This window comes from Streptomyces sp. NBC_01390 (genome assembly GCF_045040105.1).
Classification (GTDB): domain Bacteria; phylum Actinomycetota; class Actinomycetes; order Streptomycetales; family Streptomycetaceae; genus Streptomyces.
In genome coordinates this window covers 4,826,865-4,850,672 of record NZ_CP109551.1, presented here as the reverse complement: position 1 = coordinate 4,850,672, position 23,808 = coordinate 4,826,865, and the positions used below count along the sequence as shown (strand labels likewise).

Annotated in this window: 18 protein-coding genes; 11 read left to right on the top strand and 7 right to left on the bottom strand. The window is 70.1% G+C overall.

Annotated features, from left to right (window positions below; translation table 11 throughout):
- Positions 1-64: 64 nt before the first annotated feature.
- The 6 genes from OG241_RS21675 to OG241_RS21650 form a co-directional block, all read right to left on the bottom strand.
- A complete protein-coding gene (locus OG241_RS21675) occupies positions 65-1,078 on the bottom strand; it encodes a LacI family DNA-binding transcriptional regulator (RefSeq protein WP_405817180.1) in 1,014 nt (337 codons plus the stop codon).
- Entirely contained in the window at positions 1,078-3,366 is a 2,289-nt protein-coding gene (yicI, locus tag OG241_RS21670) for an alpha-xylosidase (protein ID WP_405817179.1), read from the bottom strand. Before yicI ends, OG241_RS21675 begins: the two co-directional genes overlap by 1 nt.
- 13 nt (positions 3,367-3,379) lie before the next feature.
- Positions 3,380-4,207, bottom strand: coding sequence for a carbohydrate ABC transporter permease (locus OG241_RS21665; RefSeq protein ID WP_405817178.1), 828 nt, complete (start codon positions 4,205-4,207; stop codon positions 3,380-3,382).
- Complete coding sequence (locus OG241_RS21660; RefSeq protein ID WP_405817177.1) at positions 4,204-5,166, bottom strand: carbohydrate ABC transporter permease; 963 nt, start codon at positions 5,164-5,166, stop codon at positions 4,204-4,206. The genes OG241_RS21665 and OG241_RS21660 overlap by 4 nt, the downstream gene beginning before the upstream one ends.
- Positions 5,163-6,464 (bottom strand): ABC transporter substrate-binding protein, encoded by a 1,302-nt coding sequence (locus OG241_RS21655; RefSeq protein ID WP_405817176.1) that lies wholly within the window; start codon positions 6,462-6,464, stop codon positions 5,163-5,165. The genes OG241_RS21660 and OG241_RS21655 overlap by 4 nt, the downstream gene beginning before the upstream one ends.
- Positions 6,465-6,749: 285 nt before the next feature.
- Positions 6,750-8,189: an MFS transporter gene (locus tag OG241_RS21650; RefSeq protein WP_405817175.1), complete on the bottom strand. Its 1,440-nt coding sequence runs from the start codon at positions 8,187-8,189 to the stop codon at positions 6,750-6,752.
- An 83-nt stretch (positions 8,190-8,272) separates the two neighbouring features.
- Here OG241_RS21650 and OG241_RS21645 point away from each other — a divergent pair, with 83 nt between their 5' ends.
- From OG241_RS21645 to OG241_RS21625, 5 genes are all read left to right on the top strand, one after another.
- Positions 8,273-9,244 carry a LysR family transcriptional regulator gene (locus tag OG241_RS21645; RefSeq protein WP_405817174.1) on the top strand — a complete coding sequence of 324 codons (972 nt, stop codon included), beginning with the start codon at positions 8,273-8,275 and terminating at the stop codon, positions 9,242-9,244.
- A gap of 449 nt (positions 9,245-9,693) precedes the next feature.
- Positions 9,694-10,422, top strand: coding sequence for a hypothetical protein (locus OG241_RS21640; protein WP_405817173.1), 729 nt, complete (start codon positions 9,694-9,696; stop codon positions 10,420-10,422).
- Between the two features lie 298 nt (positions 10,423-10,720).
- Positions 10,721-12,919, top strand: coding sequence for a polysaccharide deacetylase family protein (locus OG241_RS21635; RefSeq protein WP_405817172.1), 2,199 nt, complete (start codon positions 10,721-10,723; stop codon positions 12,917-12,919).
- Positions 12,916-14,205: an acyltransferase gene (locus OG241_RS21630; RefSeq protein WP_405817171.1), complete on the top strand. Its 1,290-nt coding sequence runs from the start codon at positions 12,916-12,918 to the stop codon at positions 14,203-14,205. Before OG241_RS21635 ends, OG241_RS21630 begins: the two co-directional genes overlap by 4 nt.
- 462 nt (positions 14,206-14,667) lie before the next feature.
- A complete protein-coding gene (locus OG241_RS21625; protein ID WP_405817170.1) occupies positions 14,668-14,799 on the top strand; it encodes a hypothetical protein in 132 nt (43 codons plus the stop codon).
- On the opposite strand, the gene OG241_RS21620 is transcribed toward OG241_RS21625, so the two are convergent.
- Complete coding sequence (locus OG241_RS21620; protein ID WP_405817169.1) at positions 14,782-15,333, bottom strand: hypothetical protein; 552 nt, start codon at positions 15,331-15,333, stop codon at positions 14,782-14,784. The genes OG241_RS21625 and OG241_RS21620 overlap by 18 nt on opposite strands.
- Positions 15,334-15,589: 256 nt before the next feature.
- On the opposite strand from OG241_RS21620, the gene OG241_RS21615 reads away from it, so the two are divergent.
- The 6 genes from OG241_RS21615 (at position 15,590) to OG241_RS21590 (ending at position 23,723) form a co-directional block, all read left to right on the top strand.
- Entirely contained in the window at positions 15,590-16,972 is a 1,383-nt protein-coding gene (locus OG241_RS21615; RefSeq protein WP_405817168.1) for a nitrate/nitrite transporter, read from the top strand.
- Positions 16,973-17,095: 123 nt separating this feature from the next.
- Positions 17,096-18,271 (top strand): uroporphyrinogen-III synthase, encoded by a 1,176-nt coding sequence (locus OG241_RS21610; protein ID WP_405817167.1) that lies wholly within the window; start codon positions 17,096-17,098, stop codon positions 18,269-18,271.
- Positions 18,272-18,880: 609 nt separating this feature from the next.
- On the top strand, positions 18,881-19,480 hold the full coding sequence (locus OG241_RS21605) for a CGNR zinc finger domain-containing protein (protein ID WP_405817166.1): 600 nt from the start codon (positions 18,881-18,883) through the stop codon (positions 19,478-19,480).
- 361 nt (positions 19,481-19,841) lie between these two features.
- Entirely contained in the window at positions 19,842-20,363 is a 522-nt protein-coding gene (locus OG241_RS21600; protein ID WP_044471680.1) for a sigma-70 family RNA polymerase sigma factor, read from the top strand.
- Between the two features lie 47 nt (positions 20,364-20,410).
- Complete coding sequence (locus tag OG241_RS21595; protein ID WP_405817165.1) at positions 20,411-21,193, top strand: anti-sigma factor family protein; 783 nt, start codon at positions 20,411-20,413, stop codon at positions 21,191-21,193.
- 184 nt (positions 21,194-21,377) lie between these two features.
- Positions 21,378-23,723, top strand: coding sequence for a HelD family protein (locus tag OG241_RS21590; RefSeq protein WP_405817164.1), 2,346 nt, complete (start codon positions 21,378-21,380; stop codon positions 23,721-23,723).
- The last annotated feature ends 85 nt before the right edge of the window (positions 23,724-23,808 follow it).

Here is a 23,808-nt window from a genome sequence, read left to right as displayed (position 1 = left end):
AGGTGGAGGTGCGGGGAGTTGGGAAGTGCCGGGAGTTGTCGGGGGTTTGCGCGCCCGGTGCTGGTCACGGTGCCGCTCGGGCCACCGTGCTTGCGCGTTCTGTCAGGTGGGGTGGGAGGAGGGTGGCCTCTGGGGTGTGGCCCGTGCCGTTCAGCTTTTTCATCAGCAGGTCTACGGCCCGCGCCCCGACCTCCGCCGACGGGATGGCGACCGATGTGACCGGCACGGGCAGGTTCTCGGCCAGGTCGTCCGGGCAGATCGCGGTGACGGAGAGGTCGCCGGGGACCCGTAGGCCGAGGTGTTCGAAGGCGTCGATCAGGGGTTCCAGGATCGCCTCGTTGTGGACGACGACCCCCGTCAACGCCGGGTGCTCGCGCAGGAGTTGTTCCGCCACCAGCCTCGCCGCCGCCGGGGTCGCCTCGCAGGGGTGGACCGAGGACGACAGCCCGCCCCGGTCCGCCGCCGCCGTGAACCCCTGGACCACGCGCTGGGCGAACGCGGTCCGGCGTACGTACACCTCGGGCGGTGAGCCGACCAGGGCGACGACCCGGTGGCCGAGGGCCGCCAGGCGCTCCACGCACAGTTCGCCCGCCGCCTTGAAGTCCAGGTCGATACAGGTCAGGCCGGCCGGTTCGGAGGGGAAGCCGATCAGGACCGACGGCAGGTCCAGTGTGCGCAGCAACGGCAGCCGGGGGTCCTGGAGTTGGACGTCCATCACGATCAGCGCGTCCACGAGGGCCGTGTCCGCCACCCGGCGCAGACCCGCCTCGCCCTCCTCCTGGGTGAGGAGCAGGACGTCGTGGTCGTGGCTGCGCGCGGCCGTGACCACCGACACCGCGAACCGCATCGCGACCGGGACGTGGATGCCGGTCCGTAACGGGATCACCAGTGCCAGTACGTTCGAGCGGCTGCTCGCCAGCGCCCTCGCGCCCGCGTGGGGGCGGTAGCCGAGTTCGTGGATGGAGCGTTCGACGCGCTGCCGGGTCTCCTCGGAGATCGGGCGCTTGCCGCTGAGGGCGTACGACACCGTGCTCGGGGAGACCCCGGCGTGCCGTGCCACATCGGTGATCTTCACCATCACTCGCCTCCCGATTCGTCCGGCCCCGACGTGCCCGGCCCCAGCTCCAGCGTCAGGAAGCCGGTGCCCGCCTTCGCCCGTACCTCGCGTCTGCCCGCCGACAGTCCCCACGGCACCGACGGATCGCCGCACGAGGCCCGCAGTGTGTCGCCCTCGCGGACCACCGTGAACGTCACGTCCCCCACCGGGACCGTCACCTGGGCGCCGCGCTCCAGGCCGTACGTGTGCAGCGTGACCCCGTCGGCGTACGCGTAGTCCGGGCGGTCGTCCACCGCGCCGACCGGGATCACCGACCCGGGACGCACCAGCAGCGGCACACTGTCGAAGCCGTGGCGCTCCCGTACCCAGCGGGGGCCGGTCACCGTGCGGCCGGTGAGGAAGTGGGTCCACTCGCCCTCGGGGACGTAGTACGAGACGTCGCCCTCGTCGCTGAACACCGGCGCGACCAGCAGGTCCGGGCCGAGCATGAACTGCCGTTCCAGGTGGGCGCAGCCGGGGTCGTCCGGGAACTCCAGGACCATCGCCCGCATCATCGGGACGCCCTCGGTGTGGGCGGCGCGGGCGGCCTCGTACAGATACGGCATGAGGCGGAGCTTCAGCCGGGTGAACAGTCGCAGTACGTCCACGGCCTCCTCGTCGAACAGCCACGGCACCCGGTAGGACGAACTGCCGTGCAGGCGGCTGTGCGAGGAGAGGAGCCCGAACGCCGTCCAGCGTTTGAACAGGGCCGGGCTCGGGGTGCCCTCGAAGCCGCCGATGTCGTGGCTCCAGTAGCCGAAGCCGGAGAGCCCGAGGGAGAGTCCGCCGCGCAGTGACTCCGCCATCGACTCGTAGGTCGCCTCGCAGTCGCCGCCCCAGTGGACCGGGAACTGCTGGCTGCCGGCCGTCGCCGAACGCGCGAACACGACCGCCTCGCCCTCGCCGCGGTGCTTGCGCAGCACGTCGAAGACGGTCCTGTTGTAGAGGTACGTGTAGTAGTTGTGCATCCGCTCCGGGTCCGAGCCGTCGGCGAACTCCACGTCCAGCGGCACCCGTTCACCGAAGTCGGTCTTGAAGCAGTCGACGCCCTGGGCGAGCAGCGCCTCCAGTTTCGAGGCGTACCAGTCGCGGGCTTCCGGGCTGGTGAAGTCGACCAGGGCCATCCCGGGCTGCCACATGTCCCACTGCCACACGCTGCCGTCCGGCCGGCGCAGCAGATGGCCGAGTGCCTTGCCTTCGGCGAAGAGCGGTGACCGCTGGGCGATGTACGGGTTGATCCAGACGCTGATGTGCAGGCCCTTCGCCTTCAGCCGCTGGAGCATGCCTTCGGGGTCGGGGAACACCCGCGGGTCCCACCGGAAGTCGCACCAGTTGAACTCGCGCATCCAGAAACAGTCGAAGTGGAAGACGGAGAGGGGGAGTTCACGCTCCCGCATGCCCTCGATGAACGACGTCACCGTCTCCTCGTCGTAGGAGGTGGTGAAGGACGTCGACAGCCACAGGCCGAACGACCACGGTGGCGGGAGGGCCGGCCGGCCGGTCAGGGCCGTGTACTTGCGGAGGATGTCCTTCGGGGTCGGGCCGTGGATGACGTAGTACGTCAACTGCTGTGTCTCGGCGCTGAACTGGACCCGGGACACCGTCTCCGAGGCGACCTCGAAGGACACCCGGCCGGGGTGGTCGACGAAGACTCCGTAGCCCGCGTCGGTGAGGTAGAACGGGACGTTCTTGTAGGCCTGTTCGGTCGCCGTGCCGCCGTCGGCGTTCCACATGTCGACGACCTGGCCGTTCTTGACCAGCGGGCCGAAGCGTTCGCCGAGGCCGTACACGCTCGTCCCCACGCCCAACCCCAGCTGCTCACGCAGGTAGTGGGCGCCGGTCGCGCTGTCCCGCATGATGCCCATGCCCTTGGGGCCGCTGCTGGTGAGGACGCGGCCGTTGGCGAGGAAGTCGACGTGCCAGGGGCTGCTGCGGCTGACCCGGACGGAGAGGGTGCCGGAGGTCAGGGTCGCGTGCTCCTCGTCGTACTCCGTGTGAGCCGTCAAGTCCTGTCGTCGCAGCTCGAATTGGGGGCTCTGTGGCTGCTCGCCCTCGAAGTGCGTGAACGTGACGCCGATGACGTCGGGCATCGGGGCGTGGGCGCTGATCGTCACGACCGGTCCCTTCAGCAGGTCGCCGCGTCGGCGGATGGGATGGGTCGGCGCGTGGATGTCCAACGTGCCTTCGATGTCCGTCACATCGAGGACCTCGACCGGGTGGGCGGCGGTGACGCCCTCGCGCAGCAGCCAGTAGCCGTCGGTGAACTTCACAACCCGAACCCCTTTACTTGACCGCGCCCACGGCGATGCCGCGTGTGAGCGTTCGCTGGAAGACGAGGAAGAAGACGAGGGCCGGCAACACACCCAGCAGGGCAGCCGCGTTGGTCATCGTGGCGTCCATCAGGCGCTGGCCCTGGAGGACACCGAGGGCCACCGACACCGTCTGGTTGTCGTTGGAGATCAGCATCACCAGGGGGAGCAGGAACTCGTTCCAGGTCCAGATGAAGAAGAAGACGAGGAGCACACCGAGGGTGGGGCGGCTGACCGGGACGACGATCCGCCACAGCACCTGCCACTTGTTCGCGCCGTCGATCCGCGCGGCCTCGATGATCTCCCGGGGGAACTGGCCCAGCACCGAGGAGAGGAGGTACGTACCGAAGGCCGCCTGGATCACCGTGAAGACGATGATCACGCTCAACCGGGTGTCGTACAGGCCGACTTGCTTGCTCAGGTAGTACACCGGGTAGACCAGCGCCTCCTGCGGCAGCATGTTCGCGAGGACGAAGAAGGCCAGCACCCAGGTGCGGCCCCTGATCCGGCCGATACCGATCGCGTAGGCGTTCAGCACGGACAGGACGACCGCCAGGACGGCCACCGACCCGCTGATCAGAGTCGAGTTGACGAGTTTCTGGCCGAAGTCGACCCGTGTCCAGAAGTCCTTCACGCCGTCCAGGTAGAGGCCCTCGGGGAGACTGAGCGGGCCGTTCGCGGAGTACTCGGCGGGCGACTTCACGGCGTTGACCGCGACGATCACGAACGGCACGACCATGAACAGGGCGGCGAGGACGAGGGCGATGAGCACCGGGTAGCGGCGCAGGGCGGCGGTCGTCATGCCCGTACTCCTTCTTCGGCGTCCTCGGCCCGGGTCTGGAGCTTCAGGCCGACGAGCGAGACGGCGAGGATGATCACCGTCAGGACGGTGGAGACGGCCGCGCCGTAGCCGACCTGGGTCTTCTCGAAGAACGTGGTGAAGGAGAAGTACGACGGGACGTTGGTCGCGCCGCCCGGGCCGCCCTTCGTCAGGACGTACACCGCGCCGAACACCTTCAGCGCGGCGATCGTGCACCAGGTGAGGACGACGTAGATCTCGGGCCGGATCTGGGGGAGTGTGATGTGCCGGAAGCGGCGCCACCAGCCGGCGCCGTCCAGTTCGGCGGCCTCGTAGAGCTGCGGGTCGACGCGTTGCAGGCCTGCCATGAAGACGACCAGCGGGAAGCCGAGCTGCACCCAGACCATCACGCCCATCACGCTGTAGAGCGCGATGTCCGGGTCGCCGAGCCAGTCCTGCTGCCAGGAGCCGAGCCCGACGGCGCTCAGCAACTCGTTCAGTGAGCCGTTGTCGGGCGCGAGGATCCAGCTCCAGACGATGCCGGCGACCGCGATCGGCAGCACCTGGGGGAGGTAGAAGCAGGCGCGGAGCACGGCCGCCCAGCGACTTCCGAAGTGCTTGCCGACGTAGTCGAACAGGGCGGCGGCGAGGACGAGTCCGACCGCGGTGGGTACGGCCGCCATCGCCACCACCATGAACAGGCTGTGCCGGAACGACGCCCAGAACTCCGAATCGTCCATCAGGGCCCGGTAGTTGGCGAGCCCCGACCACTCCGGGGAACCCACACCCCGCCAGTCAGTGAAGCTCACCCCGGTGTTCATCAGGAACGGCACGACGATCACGGCGAGGAAGGCGAGCGCGCCGGGGAGGAGGAAGAGGGTGTACGAGTCCTTGCGGCGGCGCGAACTTCCGGGTGGCCCGGTGTCCTTGGCGACCCGGGCCCGTTCGACGGTGACCGTCATGACTTCGGTACGCCCTTGTCGTACGCCTCCTGCAACGAGTCGAGGACCGCGTCCGGTTTCGCGCTGCCCGTGATCAGCTTCTGGACCTCGGAGACGAGGACGTCGTAGAAGCCGGGCACCGGCCAGTCGGGGTAGAAGGCGAGGCCGTCCCGGTCGGAGAGGGTGTTGAAGTCGGCGATGAGGGACTTGGCCTGGGGGTCGGTGATGGCGGCCGGGTCGGCGGCCACCGGGACCCCGCCCTTGTTGCCGAGCAGGTTCTGGATCTTCTTCGATATGGTGATGTCGATGAAGTCGTAGGCGAGTTCCTTGTTCTTCGCGCCCTTGGGGACGACCCACAGGTTGCCACCGGAGCCGAGGGTGAGACCGCTGTCGGGCCACAGGAACGTGCCCCAGTCGAACTTCGCCTCGCTCTTGAAGCGGCCGTACCACCAACTGCCCGAGAAGAGGATGGGGTTCTTGCCCTGGATGAAGGAGACCCCGGCGTCCTCCGCCTTGAGGCCGCTGGAGTTCTTGCCGAAGTACCCCTTCTTCACCCAGTCGGCGAAGGTCTCGGCGCCGTACGTCCAGGCGGCGTCGTGGAAGTCCGTCTTCCCCTTGTACAGCTCGTACTTGTCGACCCAGGCGCGGTCCGCCTTCGACAGGGCGAGCTGGTACAGGTACTGCTGGGCCGGGTATTCGGCGCCCGCGCTCGCCAGTGGGGTGATGCCCTCGGCGGTGAACTTGTCCATGGCGGCGGTGAGTTCGTCGAACGAGGTCGGCACGGCGATCTTGTGCTGCTTGAAGAGGTCCTTGTTGTAGTACACCATCGTGTACTCGGCGTAGTTGGGCACGCCGTACCAACTGCCGGAACCCATCACGCCGTTGGTGTCGTACTGGCTGGTGGTACGGGCACCGGAGCCGATCTTCTTGTCCCAGCCGCGCTTGGTCACCTCGGCGCTCAGGTCGGTGAGCAGGCCCTGCGTGGAGAGCAGGCCGGCCGTCGCGTTGCCCTTGTTGTACTCCATCAGGTCGGGCGCGTCGGAGGAGTTGAGGACCATCGGGGCGGTCTTCTGGATCTGTTCGAAGCCCTTCTCCTCGAACTCCACTTTGACGCCCGGATGCGTCGCCTCGAACTCCTCGACGGCCGCCTTCCAGGCCATGCCCATCGCGCCGTTGGGGGCCTCGTAGTGCCACAGGCGCAGGGTCTTCCCGTCGCCCGATCCACTGTCCGAGTTGCCGCAGGAGGCTGTCAGCAGCGCTCCTACCAGGGCAGCGACCGTAATCGCCATGCACCTGCCATGCCTTCTTGCCGTGAACATCCACTGCCTCCAGGGGAGTCGGATGGATCTCGGTCACCCGTCACGCAGGGGTCGTCGAACTGATTCGACGGGGGTCGTCGAAGCGCTTCGACGGGCGAAGGTATGTGTGGCGTGTGAACGAGTCAATGGGGTGCGCACGAATTGGCTCCGCCGGTTGGGCGGGGCGTCGGCTCGTGCGGGTGTCGGGTTCTGGGCTCGTGTGGGCGTCGGGGTGCCGGCTCGTGCGGGTGTCGGGGCTCAGGGGCGTGTGGGTGCCGGGGCCAGGCTCGGGTGGGGTGTCGAGGGTTAGTTCGTGTGGGTGTTCGGGGCCCGGCTTGTGCGGGGGGCCAGGTCCGGGCTCCCCGCAGCGTCTGGGGTTCGGCTCCTGCCGGTGAGTAGTGACAGGAGTAGGGCGGCGGCCGCTGCCGTGAGCGGGACGCCGTATGCCGCTGTGGGGGACACGTGGTCCGCCGTCCAGCCGCCGGCTGCCGAGCCGCAGGCTATGCCGCCGAGGAGGCCTGTCACCGCGAGGGTCATGCCCTCGTTCAGGTGGCCCTCGGGAGTGCGGGTCTGGATCAGGGTCATGTTCGTGATCATGGTGGGCGCGGTCGCCGTCCCGGCCACGAGCAGTGCGCCCGCGAGGACGAGGAGCGAGCCGGTCAGGGCCGCGGCCAGCAGGGGCAGCGTCATCAGTGCCGTCATCGCGGCCAGGCACCAGGGGTGGCGCCGCTCGGCGGGTCCGGCCGGCCGCAGCGCCCCGTACAGCAGTCCGGCCGCGCACGATCCGGCTGCCTGGAGGGCGAGGACGGCACCGGCCGCCGCCTGGTGTCCCCGCTCGTCGGCGAAGGCGATCGTGACGATCTCCATCGACCCGAACACGGCGCCCGTAGCCAGGCATACGGCGAGCAGCGGGCGCATTCCCGGGGCGCGCAGCGGGGACGTACCCCGCGTATCCCGGGTACCCCGCGTGTGAAGCCCTTCCACGCGAGGCCGGACGGGCGGCTCGGTCGACCGCTGGGCGGCGAAGAGGAGCACGCCGGTCATCATCAGGACCGCCCCGACCAGCGTGCCCGCCTCCGGGAACAACGCCCCGCAGAGGAAGGCCGCGAGGACCGGGCCGAGCATGAAGCAGAGCTCGTCGGCGGCCTGTTCGAAGGAGTTGGCGGTGTGCAGGGCCTCCTTGTCGCCGTCCAGGAGATGGGCCCAGCGGGCGCGTGACATGCCGCCGGTGTTGGGGGTCGTGGCGGTGGCGGCGTAGGCGGCGAAGAGGGTCCAGTCGGGGGCGCCGTAGTGCGCGCAGAGCAGCAGCACGAGGGAGCCGAGCGCGGCAAGTGCCGTGGCCGGTACGGCGATTCGGGCCTGGCCGTACCGGTCGACGAGCCGTGCGGTCCAGGGTCCGACCACGCCCGTCGTGGCGAGCCCGGTCGCGGTGACGGCTCCGGCGAGGGCGTACGAGCCACGCGACCCGGCGATCATGATGACCGCGCTCACGCTGAACATGCCCATGGGGAGCCGGGCGATCAGGTTCCCGACGGTGAACGCACGTGCGCCGGGGACGGCGAGGAGGCGGCGGTAGGGGCCGGGCGGACGGTGGCCGTCCGTCGTACGGGCCCGGCCGCGCGGGCCGAAGTCGGCGATGACCAGGGTGTCCTGGGTGACGGCGGGGAGGGGCCGGGGGAGTGGGCGGGAGCGGGAGTGCGGTCGGTAGTGCGGCCCGGAGTGCGGTCGGGGCGGTGGCTGCGGCATGGATCCACCGTCGCCCGGCGTCGATCACGGGGTCCAACACCTGATCCCCGGCTATTCACGCACTCTCGTTGTAAGTTCGCCGGATGTCTGCCCCGAACCACCTCGACCCCCGTCTCCTGCGTGCCTTCGTCGCCGTGGCCGAGGAGCTGCACTTCACCCGGGCCGCCGCCCGCCTCTACGTGGCGCAGCAGGCGCTGAGCCGGGACATCCGGCGCCTGGAAAGGGAGTTGGGCGCCGATCTCTTCGTACGGTCGACCCGGCGGGTGGCCCTGTCGGCCGACGGCGAGCGCCTACTGCCGTATGCCCGGCGGGTGTTGGCGGCCCACGACGAACTGCTCACCGCGTTCGGGGAGATACGGCCGCTGCTGGTGGACCTCAACTCGCCGGGGCTCTCGACCGGACGGCGGGTGCTGCACCGGGCGCGTGAACTCGCCCCGGAGTGCGAGCTGATGGCCCGGTTCGAGAGCGGACTCACCTTCGCCGCAGGCGAGTTGCTCGCGGGTCGGCTCGACGCGTCGTTCGGACGGTTCGCGGGCCTGGACCCGGGGGTGCGGGCCCGGCTGGAGCAACAGCTCGTGCGCTACGAGCCGATGGCGGTCGTCCTGCCCGAGGACCACCGGCTGGCCGCGCTGCCCGAGGTGCCGTTGGCGGCGCTGGCGGGGGAGAGCGTGTACGCCGGTGCGGGCAATCCCCGGACCCCGGAGTGGACCGATCTCGCGCGCCAGCTGTTCGAGGGGCGCGGCATCGGGATCGCGCCGCCCGCGCCACTCGCCGTGGGCGACGAGGAGTTCCAGCGGCTCATGGCCAAGCTGCGGACCCCGGTCCTCGCCGTGGTGGATTTCCCGGCCCTGCCGGGGACGGTGGTGCGACCCCTGGTCGATCCCGTGCCGCTGTCGCCCGTGTCCCTGGTGTGGCGGAGGGGCCTGTCGCACCCGGGATTTAACGCTCTGCGACGGGCCGCGGCCCAGCTCGCGGGGGAGGAGGGGTGGCTTCGGGGGCCTGGGGACGGGTGGATTCCGGCCAGGGACAACGACATCATTTGGGTTCACAAGTAACACATGGCGAACACGGGTCCTCCATGTGCGCTACATTCGTGGCCCGGATGCAGTGTGATAAATGGGGCGCTCGGGTCGGATGGGGGTCCGATTCGAACATCGGTAGTACGAAAATCCGGGAATCGTACATGCGCCCGAAACGCTCCCATGGGGGGATGTACGTGCGTACGAATAAGTGGCGTGAAGACGCCCAACCGAATCGGTCCGACGCCGAGAGTGTGACCGCGTCAGGGACCCAACAGCTACCCGGAGTTACCGCAGGTGGCCCCGGTCCTGTGCCCCGCCAGAGGCATGCCGGAGCACCGGTGCGCCCCGGGCGGTCCGGAGGCAGAGGCGCGCACGCCCAGTCGCGCTCGAGCGGAACGGGAGCGCCTGGATCAACCGGGACGATCCCCGGCGGTCCGTGGGAGAACTCGGCGGAGTTCGGTCACACGCACGACCCGCACGAGGTGACGGTCCAGCTCGACGGAGTGGGCCGCCAGGTGGAGGAACTCCTCGTACGGCAGGCCAAGGAGGGCGCGGACGCCGGTGCCGGTGACGGCCCCGTCTTCGTCGACGAGACCGGACGCCGCAGCCGCCGATACCGCCGGATCGGCATCGTCGTCGGCACCGCCTGCGCCGTGTACGCCGTCGTCATCGTCGCCACCCTCCTCTCCGGCAACTCGGACGCGCCCTGGCTGCCGGTACCGGGTCAGGCGGACGAGCAGCCGGCGGGCAAGGTCGACACCTCGCCGCTGCCCGCCGAGTCGGTGCTGCCGTCGGACTCGGCCGGGGTCGCACCGGCCCCGGGGACGTCGGTGAGCGCGGGAGTCACTCCGTCGCGGGGAGCCGCTGCCGCCACCGCCACGGCGGACGCCTCGGCCGGCGCCTCGCAGAAACCGGGTCCGGCCGGTCCGTCGGTAGCGGCCAGGCCCTCGGCCGGCGTCGGCAAGCCCGACCCGGGGACCAGCACTCCCGGCCCGGACCCCGAGCCCTCCGTGTCGGTGTCCGACTCGGCGGCGCCGAGCCCGTCGGAGAGCGTCGCTCCCTCACCCGAGCCGTCTCCGACCCCGACCGGTGACGGCGGCACGGTCGCCGGTGGTCCGAGCGACCCGACCCCGATCGCCGAGGGCTCGGCCGAACCGAGTGCCACCGGCGACCCGGTCTCCCCGCCGACGTCGCCCGGCGTAACGGCGTAACGGCGTAATGGCGGGACGGAGTGCCGGCGTAACGGTGTGACGGCGTAGAGCCACCCGAGGCATCTCGCCGCGCCACCGGCCTCCGTGGCCGCGGCCGTGGCTGGCCCGCTCATTCCGCTCGACCTGTTCCTGACCCGCTCGGCCAGCTCCCGAACCGCTCCTGAATAGCTCGCGAACCGCTCCCGAACCACTTCCGAACCGCTCGTCCCGCTCAGCAGAACATCCGTCGACTCGACTCCACCGCGTCGACTCCGTTCTGATCCGTTCTGATCTCCTCGTCCCCGGAGAACGACCTCTGATGGCATCCCGCACCCGCCGCCACGGCGCCCCGAACGGCGCCGGGGGCGCCGCCCGGCGCCGACGGCTGCCCATGCGCCTGCTGCTTCCCTCGCTCATCCTGGTCGCCCTGATGGCGATGCTGATGCTGCGCGGGTACGTGCACAGCGAAATCCTCGCCGACCACCGCATCCAGCCCGAGGCCTCCGCGGACCGGGTACCGGAGAAGATCCTGGAGGGCGGCCCGGTCATCGACACCAGAAGCGGCCAGACCACCAGCCTCCGGCTGCCCGCCCACCGGATCGTCCTCACGTTCGACGACGGCCCGGACCCCAAGTGGACCCCCAAGGTCCTGGACGTCCTCAAGAAGCACCACGCGCACGCGGTCTTCTTCGTCACCGGCACCATGTCCTCGCGCTACCCGGAGCTCGTACGACGCATGGTGGACGAGGGCCACGAGGTGGGGCTGCACACCTTCAACCACCCCGACCTCTCCTTCCAGTCGAAGAAACGAATCGACTGGGAGCTGTCCCAGAACCAGTTGGCGCTCGCCGGTGCCGCGGGCATCCGTACCTCGCTGTTCCGGCCGCCGTACTCCTCCTCCGCCGACGCCATGGACAACAAGTCGTGGCCGGTCACGGAGTACATCGGCAAGCGCGGCTACATCACCGTCGTCAACGACACGGACAGCGAGGACTGGCGCAAGCCGGGCGTCGACGCGATCATCCGCGAGGCCACCCCCAAGGGCGGCAAGGGCGCGATCGTCCTCATGCACGACTCCGGCGGCGACCGCCACCAGACCGTCGAGGCCCTCGACCGCTTCCTGCCCGACATGAAGAAGCAGGGATACACCTTCCAGAACCTCACCGAGGCCCTCGACGCGCCCAGCGCGCACACCCCGGTCGCCGGCGTCGAACTGGCGAAGGGCAGGGCGTGGACCTTCCTGGTCCAGGCCTCCGACGAGATCACCGACGTCCTGGTCGTCTGTCTCGCGATCATCGGCGTCCTGGTGTTCACCCGCTTCGGCCTGATGCTGCTGCTCTCCGTCTTCCACGCCCGCCGCACCCGGCGTCCCGACTTCAGCTGGGGCTCGCCGATCACCGAACCGGTGTCGGTGCTCGTCCCGGCGTACAACGAGGCCAAGTGCATCGAGGCCACCGTGCGTTCACTGATGCGGAGCGAGCATCCCATCGAGGTGATCGTCATCGACGACGGGTCGAGCGACGGCACGGCCCGCATCGTCGAGGACATGGGCGTGCCGAACGTACGCGTCGTGCGCCAGGTCAACGCGGGCAAGCCCGCCGCCCTCAACAGGGGTGTGGCGAACGCCCGTTACAACCTGATCGTCATGATGGACGGCGACACCGTCTTCGAGCCGGGCACCGTCGGCGAACTCGTCCAGCCCTTCGGCGACGCGCGCGTGGGCGCCGTCGCCGGCAACGCCAAGGTCGGCAACAAGGACTCCCTGATCGGCGCCTGGCAGCACATCGAGTACGTGATGGGCTTCAACCTGGACCGCCGTATGTACGACGTCCTGGGCTGCATGCCGACGATCCCCGGCGCGGTGGGCGCCTTCCGCCGCAGTGCCCTGAAGCGGGTCGGCGGGATGAGCGACGACACGCTCGCCGAGGACACCGACATCACGATGGCTCTGCACCGCGACGGCTGGAAGGTCGTGTACGCGGAGAACGCCCGCGCCTGGACCGAGGCCCCGGAATCCGTCCAGCAGCTGTGGTCCCAGCGCTACCGCTGGTCGTACGGCACCATGCAGGCGATCTGGAAGCACCGCCGCTCGGTGATCGAACGGGGTCCGTCGGGCCGCTTCGGCCGTGTCGGCCTGCCCTTCGTGTCGCTGTTCATGGTGGTTGCGCCACTCCTCGCCCCCCTGATCGACGTGTTCCTGCTCTACGGGCTGGTGTTCGGCCCGACCGAGAAGACCGTGCTCGCCTGGCTGGGCGTCCTCGCCATCCAACTGATCTGCGCGGCCTACGCGTTCCGTCTCGACCGAGAGAAGATGACCCACCTGATCTCGCTGCCCCTGCAACAGGTCCTCTACCGCCAGCTCATGTACGTCGTGCTGCTGCAGTCCTGGATCACCGCGCTCACCGGCGGCCGGCTGCGCTGGCAGAAACTCCGGCGCACCGGAGTCGTCGGCTCGGCGCCGGAAGCCGTACCGGCCGCCCGGACGAGCGGCAGTGACAACAGGAGGCCCGTGGGATGACCCAGCGACCTACGGCCGCCACGACGCCGGCCGACCCGAAGCCCACACCCGCGTACGGCGTTCCGCTGCAACCGGTCGACGCCTCGGTTCACGCCCCGGGCCACGCCTCGGTCCATGACGAGCCGCCCGCCGAGCCCAGGGCGGCGAAGCCGGGCCGGGACCGCTATCTCGACCTGCTCCGCAGCATCGCCCTGGTCCGGGTCGTGGTGTACCACCTGTTCGGCTGGGCCTGGCTGACCGTGCTGTTCCCGTCCATGGGCGTGATGTTCGCCCTGGCGGGCTCCCTGATGGCCCGTTCCCTGAAGCGCCCGGCGCTCGGGGTGATCCGGGGCCGGATCCGGCGCCTGCTGCCCCCGCTGTGGGCGTTCAGCGCGGTGGCGCTGACGCTGATGTTCCTGGGCGGCTGGGACCTGGGCAAGGATCCCGACCACGGCGGCACCTGGGGCCTGCTCGACCTCCTCAACTACGTCGTCCCGATCGGCGCCCCGCCCTTCCCCTGGAGCGTCGGCTCCAAGTCCGGGCTCCTGGAGAACACCTGGGCGGTCCAGGCCGCCGGCCCGCTCTGGTATCTGCGGGCCTACCTGTGGTTCGTGTTCGCCTCGCCGCTGCTGCTGTGGGCGTTCCGCCGGGTCCCGTGGGTGACGCTGCTCGCCCCGCTGGCCCTGACGGCGGTCGTCGGCACCGGCCTGGTGACGATCCCCGGTGAGACGGGCAACGCGGTGTCCGACTTCGCGGTGTACGGCGGCTGCTGGGTACTGGGCTTCGCCCACCACGAGGGCCTGCTGAAGAAGATCCCGCGCTATGTCGCCGTGTCCTGTTCGGCCCTGCTGATGGCCTTCGGCATCTGGTGGGCCTCGGGTCACCAGGGCCCCGACGGCTGGGACCTGAACGACATTCCGCTGGCCCAGGCGACCTGGTCGTTCGGGTTCGTGGTGATCCTGCTCCAGTACTCCCCGTCGTGGCAGGAACTGCCGGGCCGCCTGGCCAGGTGGGACAGGCTGATCACCCTCTCCAACAACCGAGCGGTCACGATCTATCTCTGGCACAACTTCCTGATCATGGCCACGGTCCCCCTGATCGACCTCTTGTACGACCTCCCGTTCATGTCCGACGGATGGGTGTCCGCGCTGGACACGACGTACAACCTCTGGATGTTCGTCCTGGTCTGGCCCCTGATCGGCCTGACGATCCTGGCCCTGGGCTGGATCGAGGACGTCGCGGCGAAGCGAAGCCCACGGCTGTGGCCGGACGGGGCGAAGCGCGGGAGCGCGCGACGGCGGGGGTGACGTGGCCCGACGCGCGGGGACGAGGCAACACGGCACGGCCCGACACCACCAGGGTGCCGGGCCGTGGTGGCCTTCTGGTCCTGGCCTTTCGACGCGCACCAAGCAGGTCGGTACGGACACCGCCTGTGCGAGGCCGGCCGGTCCTATGCACGGACCGTGGGAACCCTTCGGGTAAAGGGCAGCCCATGATTCGCTCTGGTATCTGCCCCTCGTGCCCCGCTACCGTGATGCTGCCCCCGGCTTGACCGCCCCGCAAGATCAGCCGATCGCCTTACGTGAGAGAACGAAGCTTGAGCAAGGCACCGACAGCTCAGTCGTCCCCCGGACGCGCGCCGGTCTTCGGACTGATCACGCCCGAGGCCAGACCTTCGACGAGGTCGACCTCCCGCTGGGGCCGGCACTGCGTGTGCACCGTATGGAACCCACGGCCCCGAGGCGGACAGTGGCGAGATCGTGGAAGGAGTGGCCCACTATGTCCTCCCGCACAGCTACCCCATCGCTCTGGAGTGCCGGCTGCTGTGGGCGTCCCTCGGCCTGGGCGAGGAGTTGGGCAGGATGGCCGACGAACTGGCGGAGTCACTCCGCCTGAGATGACCCCGGGCGCACACGTGTCGTGATCCGCCTGCCGACCACGTCCCCGAGTCCGAGCTTCTCCCAGGGCAGCATCGCCAGCGGCATCCAACTGAACCCGACGGCGAAGACGCCGACGATGTTGACGATGCTCTGGGGGAGGAACCGGCCGAGCTGGGCGACGAGGAAGGCGACGAGAAGCACGTAGGCGCTGAAGACGAGTACGGCGAGAATCCTCCGTACGGCGGCCACCGGTCCGACTCTGGGCTCCTTCTCGTTCCCCTTGGCCATCGCGAAAACAGTCAGCGGCACCATCATTCCGGTGACACCGCCGACCACGATTCCCCCGATGACCAGGGCGATCCGCCCGTTCTCGGGCACCAGAGCCGACAGCGACGAGTTGTCCGCCGCCTTCAGGAGAAGGGCCACACAAGCGAACGCCCCGCCCAGGGCCGTGGCGGCGACAACGAGGAACGCCGCCGTGAAGAGCACGTTTGCGGCGAAGGAACGCCGAGCAGGTGGTGTCCTGGCTCTGTCGGACCCGGACTCGGCGGACATGAACCCTCCCCTTCCCTGTGTGGAGTCCGGTGGAGGGTAGCTGGATTTGGTGGCCCTCAAGAGAACGCCGCCGTGCCCTGGCCGTTACCTCCCTCTGCGTAACCTCTCATCCCGCCTCCTCGCGGGGTGAGAGCAACGTTCCCTTCCGGTCACCCACAGCCACAGCGTGGAAACGCGCCCTCTCTACCTTCGGGACTCATCACCGCTCAGCACCCCGCAAAGAACCACCCGAGCCCCGGACCACCGTGGAGGCGTCATGACAGCCCCTAGTTCAGCCCCCGCACCCGGCAGGGGAGGCCGCTGGATCGAGCACTGGGATCCCGAGAACGAGGCCTTCTGGAACGCGACCGGTGAGAAGGTCGCCCGCCGCAACCTGTTCTTCTCCGTGCTCTCCGAGCACATCGGCTTCTCCATCTGGACGCTGTGGTCCGTGATGGTGCTGTTCATGGGACCGGAGTACGGGCTCACCCCGGCCGACAAGTTCTTCATCGTGTCGATGGCCACGGCCGTCGGCGCCGTCGTCCGCGTCCCCTACACCTTCGCCGTCGCACTCTTCGGTGGCCGGAACTGGACCATCGTCTCCGCGTCGCTCCTGCTCATCCCGACGATCGCGGCGTTCGTCGTCATGGAGCCGGGGACGTCCTTCAACACGTTCCTCGCCTGCGCCATGCTCGCCGGTATCGGCGGCGGCAACTTCGCCTCCAGCATGACCAACATCAACGCCTTCTTCCCGCTCAGGAAGAAGGGGTGGGCTCTCGGGCTCAACGCCGGTGGCGGCAACATCGGTGTCCCGGTCGTGCAGCTCATCGGCCTCGCCGTCATCGGGGCGAGCGGCGGGCCCCGGGTGCTCCTGGGGATCTACATCCCCCTCATCGTCATCGCCGCAGGCCTCGCCGCGTTCTACATGGACAACATCACGTCCCTGAAGAACGACACCGGCGCCGCCAAGGACGCCGTCAAGGACGCGCACACCTGGATCATGTCCTTCCTCTACGTCGGGACGTTCGGGTCGTTCATCGGCTACAGCTTCGCCTTCGGGCTCGTCCTGCAGACCCAGTTCGGCCGTACGCCGCTCCAGTCCGCGTACGTCACCTTCATCGGCCCGCTGCTGGGCTCGCTGATCCGGCCCGTGGGCGGTGCGCTCGCCGACCGCTTCGGCGGGGCGAAGATCACGCTGTGGAACTACGTCGCCATGGCCGGAGCCACCGGTGTCATCGTCCTCGCATCCACGCAGAAGTCGCTGCCCCTCTTCACCACGGCCTTCATCGCCCTGTTCGTCCTCACCGGTGTCGGCAACGGCTCGACGTTCAAGATGATCCCCGGCATCTTCCACGCCAAGGCCCTCGCCAAGGGACTGGAGGGCGACGAGGCCGCGGCCTACGGCCGCCGTCTGTCCGGCGCCTCCATGGGGCTCATCGGTGCGGTGGGCGCGCTCGGCGGCCTCGGAATCAACCTCGCCTTCCGCCAGTCCTTCCTGAGCGTGGGCTCCGGAACCGGTGCCTTCGTCGCCTTCCTCGCCTTCTACGGGCTCTGCTTCCTGGTCACCTGGGCCGTATACCTTCGCCGCCCGGTGGGTGCGCAGGCCACGGAAACCACGGCCTCCGAAGCGAAGTCGCAGCTCAGCTACGCCGAGGTGTGACCTTGAGCCGAAGCGGCTTAAGTAACACCAGCGACATGAAGCCGAACCGAGCCTGTCACGCGCTGTTGACAGGCTCGTTCGGCACCCTTGTGCAGATGTGACCCCGACTGCGGGACGAGAGCCATGTACGACGAACAGCAGCGACCGGAACGACCGGAGCACGGCCCGGCGGACCACGGCCCCCTCGCGGGGTTCACCGTGGGCGTCACGGCCGCGCGTCGGGCCGACGAACTCGGGGCTCTCCTCCAGCGGCGGGGAGCCGCTGTCGTCCACGCCCCCGCTCTGCGGATCGTGCAGCTCGCCGACGACAGCGAACTGCTCGCGGCCACCAAGCAGCTGATCGCCCAGGCCCCGGACATCGTCATCGCCACCACCGCCATCGGCTTCCGTGGCTGGATCGAGGCCGCCGACGGCTGGGGGCTCGGCGCCGACCTGCTCGCCTGCCTCGGCGGGGTGGAACTGCTGGCCCGTGGGCCCAAGGTCAAGGGATCCGTCCGGGCCGCCGGGCTCACGGAGGACTGGTCACCGTCCTCCGAGTCCATGGCCGAGGTGCTCGACCGGCTCCTGGAGGAGGGCGTCGAGGGGCGCCGTATCGCCATCCAGCTGCACGGCGAGCCCGTGCCCGGCTTCGTCGAGTCGCTGCGTGCTGCGGGCGCCGAGGTCGTCGGGGTGCCCGTCTACCGGTGGATGCCGCCGGAGGACATCGGCCCCGTCGACCGGCTCCTCGACGCCACCGTCTCGCGCGGCCTGGACGCGCTCACCTTCACCAGCGCGCCCGCCGCCGCCTCCCTCCTCTCCCGCGCCGAGGAACGGGGGCTGCTTCCGGAACTCCTCGGCGCCCTGAACCACGACGTCCTGCCCGCCTGTGTCGGCCCGGTCACCGCGCTGCCGCTCCAGGCCCACGGCGTCGACACGGTGTCCCCCGAGCGCTTCCGGCTCGGCCCCCTCGTACAGCTCCTCTGCCAGGAACTCCCGTCCCGCGCGCGGGCGTTGCCCATCGCCGGGCACCGGGTCGAGATCCGCGGGCACGCCGTCATCGTCGACGGCGCCCTGCGGCCCGTCCCGCCGGCCGGCATGTCCCTGATGCGTGCGCTGTCCCGGCGGCCCGGCTGGGTCGTCGCCCGCGGCGACCTGCTGCGCGCACTGCCGGGCGCCGGCCGCGACGAGCACGCCGTGGAGACGGCGATGGCCCGTCTGCGCACGGCCCTCGGCGCCCCCAAACTGATCCAGACAGTCGTCAAACGCGGCTACCGCCTCGCCCTGGACCCAGCAGCCGACGCCAAGTACGCCGACACGTAGCCGCTGCCGCGGGTGGACCGGCCCCGTTCGCCGAGGCCACGGGCGCCGCGCGTACCGCTCAGGGCACGCCCGCCCCCGGTTCCCGGTCGTCGCCGGGCGGAGTGGCGCCCCCTAAGGGGCGCGGGGAACTGCGCGCCCAGCCCCCACCGGCCCGCACCCGACGAACGGCGTGCTCGCGCGGAGTGGGTCCTCACCGGACGGACCAGCACGTTCGTCGCCGGGCGGAGTGGCGCCCCCCAAGGGGCGCGGGGAACTGCGCGCCCAGCCCCCACGGACCCGCACCCGACGAACGGCGTGCTCGCGCGGAGTGGGTCCTCACCGGACGGACCAGCACGTTCGTCGCCGGGCGGAGTGGCGCCCCCTAAGGGGCGCGGGGAACTGCGCGCCCAGCCCCCACCGGCCCGCACCCAACGAACGGCGTGCCCCGCGGAGCGACCCGCACCCAACGAACCGCGTGCCCCCGCAGGGCGGCCCCGTCACCGGCCCCTGGGCGAACGAACCGCCTATCCGGCCCAGGGGGTTCCGGCCGGGAGGGCGGACAGGCACTGTAGAGGGAACGGTTCCCCGGACCCCCTCGTACGGTGGCGACTCCTAGGCGGTGACAGGCACATGGCATCGGAGACGACCGTGGCCACAGCCTCGTACGAGCTGCGTTTCGACGCCGGGCGGATCTGCCTGGACCTGCTGGCCACCACCCACCCCTGCGAACGGCTCGGCGCCGCAGAACCGCTCCGCGCCTGGATCGCCGCGTCCGGACTGGTCCCGGCGGGCACGCCCCTGCGTCACGCCGACGCCTCCTGGGCCGCGCGCTTCCGTGAACTGCGGGACCTGACCGGCCGGTTGGTGCACAGCCCTCCGGCCACCGACCCCCGCCGCCTCGACCACGCCCTGGCCCGCCTCAACGAGCTCGCCCGCCCGGCGCCCCCGGCCCCCCGCGCGGTCCTCGGCGAGGACGGCACGCTCGTACGGGAGTTGCACGGGCCGCCCGACTGCGCGGCCCTGCTCGGGGCGGTCGCCCGGGACGCCGTGGACCTGCTCACCGACCCCGTGGCGCGTGCGTGTCTGCGCCAGTGCGAGGGGGACAGCTGCCCGATCGTCTACCTCGACACCTCCCGGGGCCGGCGGCGCAGATGGTGCTCCAGCGAGATCTGCGGCAACCGCGAACGGGTCGCGAGACATCGCCGACGGGCCGCCCTGGCGCGCGCGTAGACCGTTCCCGAACCCCTCCACAGATTCCCCCATAGCGGGCGTGCGTGGCGGAATCGGGCCTATCAACTCTCGTGGGTTGCAGTGACCTTGGTTACACGTGTGTTTCCCGTCTAATGGTTGGGGGCATCGCCCCGATCTTGCCAATGTGGCGAAAATGTAAAGCACTTGCGGCAGGAATGTGCTCCCTTGTCCCTCACGTCGGGCCCGGATAAAGAAAGTTGTGGTCGCGCGTTGAACATCCCACGGTCCCCTTCCGTACTTCGGGGGGAGCGACCGGCCGGGGGAACCCGGGACAGCGGAGGTGGGCGTGCGCAAGGATTCCGTCGTGGCCAATGAACAAGGACCGAGGGCCCGACATCGCATGTCCCAGCCCTCGGAACCCGACGAGGACCTGATGCGTGCGCTGTACCGAGAGCACGCAGGGCCCCTTCTGGCGTACGTCCTCAGGCTGGTGGCCGGTGACCGGCAACGAGCCGAGGACGTCGTGCAGGAGACGCTTATCCGTGCCTGGAAGAACGCCGGTCAGCTCAATCGGGCAACCGGTTCGGTACGCCCCTGGCTGGTGACGGTCGCCCGGCGCATCGTCATCGACGGGCACCGCAGCCGGCAGGCCCGGCCGCAGGAGGTGGACCCGTCGCCGCTGGAGGTCATCCCCGCGGAGGACGAGATCGACAAGGCGCTGTGGCTGATGACGTTGTCGGACGCGCTCGACGACCTGACCCCCGCCCACCGGGAGGTCCTGGTCGAGACCTATTTCAAGGGGCGTACGGTGAACGAAGCCGCCGAAACGCTGGGCATACCCAGCGGAACGGTGCGCTCACGTGTCTTCTATGCCTTGCGCTCGATGAAGCTCGCACTTGAGGAGCGGGGGGTGACGGCATGAGCATTTACGGGGGTTTCGGAGCGGGTAGTCCTGGTTCCATGCGAGGAATGCAGGGTTCCCAGGGCCCGAACGAACACGAGACCGTAGGCGCCTACGCCCTCGGCATCCTCGACGACGCGGAGGCCACGGCCTTCGAGGCGCATCTCGCGGGCTGCGAGTGGTGCGCCCAGCAGCTCGACGAGCTGGCCGGGATGGAACCGATGCTGGCCGCTCTCGCGGACCTGCCCGGTGCCCAGGGGACGCCCGCCATCGGCGAGTCCCTCTCCGCCCGCCCGAGTCCACAGCTCGCCACGCGGCTGGTCGACGAGGTCGCGGAACGGCGAGCGAGCAGGCGTCGGCGCAGCTTCTACATGGTGGCCGCCGCGGCCGCCCTGATCATCGGCGGCCCCACCGCGGTGTTCGCGACGACGGGCAACGACACGTCCAGCGTGGCAAGCCCCTCGCCGACGGTCACGACGAAGGTCACCGGCTCCGCCAAGGACGCCTTCGGTCTCATGAGCGACAAGGTCTCCGCCACCGACCCCACCACCAAGGTCACCGCGACCGTGGCGATGGAGCCGAAGGCCTGGGGCGTCAGCGCGGTCCTGGAGCTGGGCGGCGTCAAGGGTCCGCTGAAGTGCTCCCTGATCGTCGTCGGCAAGGACGGCTCGCGCGAGACCATGTCCAACTGGTCCGTCCCGACGCCCGGCTACGGGATCAAGGACGCCACGACGGAAACGGCCCGCAACCCGCTCTACATCCACGGCGGAACCGCGTTCAGCGCCGACGAGATCGACCACTACGAGGTCGTCACCTCCACCGGCAAGCAGCTCGTCGAGGTCGACGCCTGATCCCGCTCGCACCGCCGCGGTAGTCCCTTGCCGCAGCAGTCCCCAGCACCTCCACAATCGCTCAGCGACCGCCCCAGGACGCCCTGTACGAAGACTCGTACGGTGTCCTGGGGCGGTCGCGTAGCATCACGGCCTCTTTTTCGCGTACGGTTGACGGCTGCCCAGCATGTAAGAAGGGGGCCCGGTGGCCGCTCAGGCTCAGCAGGAAACGGCGCTCGTACCGGTCGAGGACTCCTCAGTACAGGACTCCGTCCGCGACCGTGAGATCAGCGTCGAACAGGAACACCTGGACCGGGTGTACCGGCGTCTCGAGGAGAAGATCGACGAGGCCGAGTTCCTCATGCACGACGCCGCCAAACGCGGCCAGGTCGGCACACCCGGCGCGCTCGCCGAACGGGACGCCCAGGTGTTCCGGGCCGGCATCCACCTCAACAGGCTGAACAACGAGTTCGAGGACTTCCTCTTCGGCCGTATCGACCTGCTGGCGGGCATGGACGGCAAGAAGGGCCCGGACGGCGCCTACACGGCCGTGGAGCCCGCGGAGGGGGCCGTACGCCCCGACAGCACCGCCGACATCGCCGAGACCCTCCACATCGGCCGTATCGGCGTCCTCGACGAGAGCTACTCGCCCCTCGTCATCGACTGGCGCGCCCCGGCCGCCGCGCCCTTCTACCGCTCGACCCCGGTCGACCCGGGCCGCGTGGTCCGGCGCCGCGTCATCCGCTCCAAGGGCCGGCGTGTCCTCGGCGTCGAGGACGACCTGATGCGCCCCGAGCTGACGGCGTCCCTGGACGGCCAGGAACTCGCGGTGATCGGCGACGGCGCCCTGATGGCGGCCCTCGGCCAGGCCCGCAGCCACACCATGCGGGACATCGTGTCGTCCATCCAGGCCGAACAGGACCTGGTGATCCGCGCCCCCGCCGCCTCCGTGACGTACGTCGAGGGCGGCCCGGGCACCGGCAAGACGGCCGTCGCCCTGCACCGCGCCGCCTACCTCCTCTACCAGGACCGGCGCCGGTACGCGGGCGGCATCCTGATCGTCTCCCCGACGCCCCTCCTGGTGGCGTACACGGAGGGCGTTCTGCCCTCCCTCGGCGAGGAGGGCCAGGTCGCCATCCGGGCCATCGGCTCCCTCGTCGACGGCGCGGAGGCCACCCTGTACGACGCCCCGGCCGTGGCCCGCGCCAAGGGCTCGTACCGCATGCTCGCGGTGCTGCGGAAGGCCGCGCGAGGCGCCCTGGAGCAGTACGAGTCGCCGACGGACACCAGCCGTCTGAGGGTCGTCGTCTTCGGCCGCCGTATCGAACTGGAAGCCCCTGAGCTGGCCCGCATCCGCGAGTCGGCGCTCAGCGGCACGGCCCCCGTCAACCTGCTGCGCCCCCGCGCCCGCAAACTGCTCCTGGACGCCCTGTGGGCCCGCTCGGGTTCGCAGAGCCGCCACACGGACCCGGAACTGGCCGCGGAACTGCGCTCCTCCTTCGACGAGGACGTCACGACCGAGGACGACTTCATCGCGTTCCTGGACGCCTGGTGGCCGGAACTGACCCCCGCGTCGGTCCTCGCCGCCATGTCCGACGAACGCCGCCTCGGCCGCTGGGCCCGCCGCATCCTGAACCCGGGCGAGGTCCGCCGGGTCGCCCGCGCCCTCAAGCGCGACGGCCTCTCGGTGCACGACGTCGCCATGCTGGACGAGCTCAACGCGATCCTCGGCACCCCGGCCCGCCCCCGCAAGAAGCGCGACCGGGACCCCCTGGACCAGCTCAGCGGCCTCGAGGAGCTGATGCCGGTACGGGAGGAGACGCAGCGCGAACGCGCCGAGCGGCTCGCCCAGGAGCGCACCGAGTACGCCCACGTCATCGTCGACGAGGCTCAGGACCTCACCCCGATGCAGTGGCGCATGGTCGGCCGCCGCGGCCGGCACGCCACCTGGACGGTCGTCGGCGACCCGGCCCAGTCATCCTGGTCCGACCCCGACGAGGCGGCCCAGGCCCGTGACGAGGCCCTGGGCACCCGCCCGCGCCGCCGGTTCACCCTCACCGTCAACTACCGCAACCCGGCCGAGATCGCCGAACTGGCGGCCAAGGTCCTCGCCCTCGCGATGCCGGGCTCGGAATCCCCGAGGGCGGTCCGCTCGACGGGCGTGGAGCCCCGTTTCGTGGGAACGAACAATGGGCACAGCGTTGCCGTACGGGACTCCCTGGCCCAGTCGACCCGCGAGGAGGCCGCCCGGCTCCTGGACCTCGTGGACGGCACGGTCGGCGTCGTCGTGGCCATGAACCGCCGCGAGGAGGCGGCGCGTTGGCTGGAGGGCCTCGGTGACCGCGTGGTGGCCCTCGGCAGCCTGGAGGCCAAGGGCCTGGAGTACGACGCCACAGTGGTCGTCTCCCCGGCGGAGATCGCCGACGAGAGCCCCGCCGGCCTGCGGGTTCTCTACGTCGCCCTGACCCGGGCCACCCAACAGCTCACGGTCGTCTCGGCGGACCGCGACGAGCCCGACGCGCAAGGGGTGCCGGACCTTCTACGGGACTGAGGCGAAGACCGGCAAAGACAGAGCCCGTAGGGAATTGCCTTACGGGGATCGTTTGTTACCTTTGACGTGGCACCGGCTCGATCCA

Excerpts from the sequence above, each read along its gene's own strand:
- OG241_RS21675 (WP_405817180.1), bottom strand. The coding sequence starts at position 1,078 with ATGGTGAAGATCACCGATGTGGCACGGCACGCCGGGGTCTCCCCGAGC.
- OG241_RS21665 (WP_405817178.1), bottom strand. The coding sequence starts at position 4,207 with ATGACGACCGCCGCCCTGCGCCGCTACCCGGTGCTCATCGCCCTCGTC.
- OG241_RS21660 (WP_405817177.1), bottom strand. The coding sequence starts at position 5,166 with ATGACGGTCACCGTCGAACGGGCCCGGGTCGCCAAGGACACCGGGCCA.
- OG241_RS21655 (WP_405817176.1), bottom strand. The coding sequence starts at position 6,464 with ATGTTCACGGCAAGAAGGCATGGCAGGTGCATGGCGATTACGGTCGCT.
- OG241_RS21650 (WP_405817175.1), bottom strand. The coding sequence starts at position 8,189 with ATGCCGCAGCCACCGCCCCGACCGCACTCCGGGCCGCACTACCGACCG.
- OG241_RS21645 (WP_405817174.1), top strand. The coding sequence starts at position 8,273 with ATGTCTGCCCCGAACCACCTCGACCCCCGTCTCCTGCGTGCCTTCGTC.
- OG241_RS21635 (WP_405817172.1), top strand. The coding sequence starts at position 10,721 with ATGGCATCCCGCACCCGCCGCCACGGCGCCCCGAACGGCGCCGGGGGC.
- OG241_RS21630 (WP_405817171.1), top strand. The coding sequence starts at position 12,916 with ATGACCCAGCGACCTACGGCCGCCACGACGCCGGCCGACCCGAAGCCC.
- OG241_RS21620 (WP_405817169.1), bottom strand. The coding sequence starts at position 15,333 with ATGTCCGCCGAGTCCGGGTCCGACAGAGCCAGGACACCACCTGCTCGG.
- OG241_RS21615 (WP_405817168.1), top strand. The coding sequence starts at position 15,590 with ATGACAGCCCCTAGTTCAGCCCCCGCACCCGGCAGGGGAGGCCGCTGG.
- OG241_RS21610 (WP_405817167.1), top strand. The coding sequence starts at position 17,096 with ATGTACGACGAACAGCAGCGACCGGAACGACCGGAGCACGGCCCGGCG.
- OG241_RS21605 (WP_405817166.1), top strand. The coding sequence starts at position 18,881 with ATGGCATCGGAGACGACCGTGGCCACAGCCTCGTACGAGCTGCGTTTC.
- OG241_RS21600 (WP_044471680.1), top strand. The coding sequence starts at position 19,842 with ATGTCCCAGCCCTCGGAACCCGACGAGGACCTGATGCGTGCGCTGTAC.
- OG241_RS21595 (WP_405817165.1), top strand. The coding sequence starts at position 20,411 with ATGCAGGGTTCCCAGGGCCCGAACGAACACGAGACCGTAGGCGCCTAC.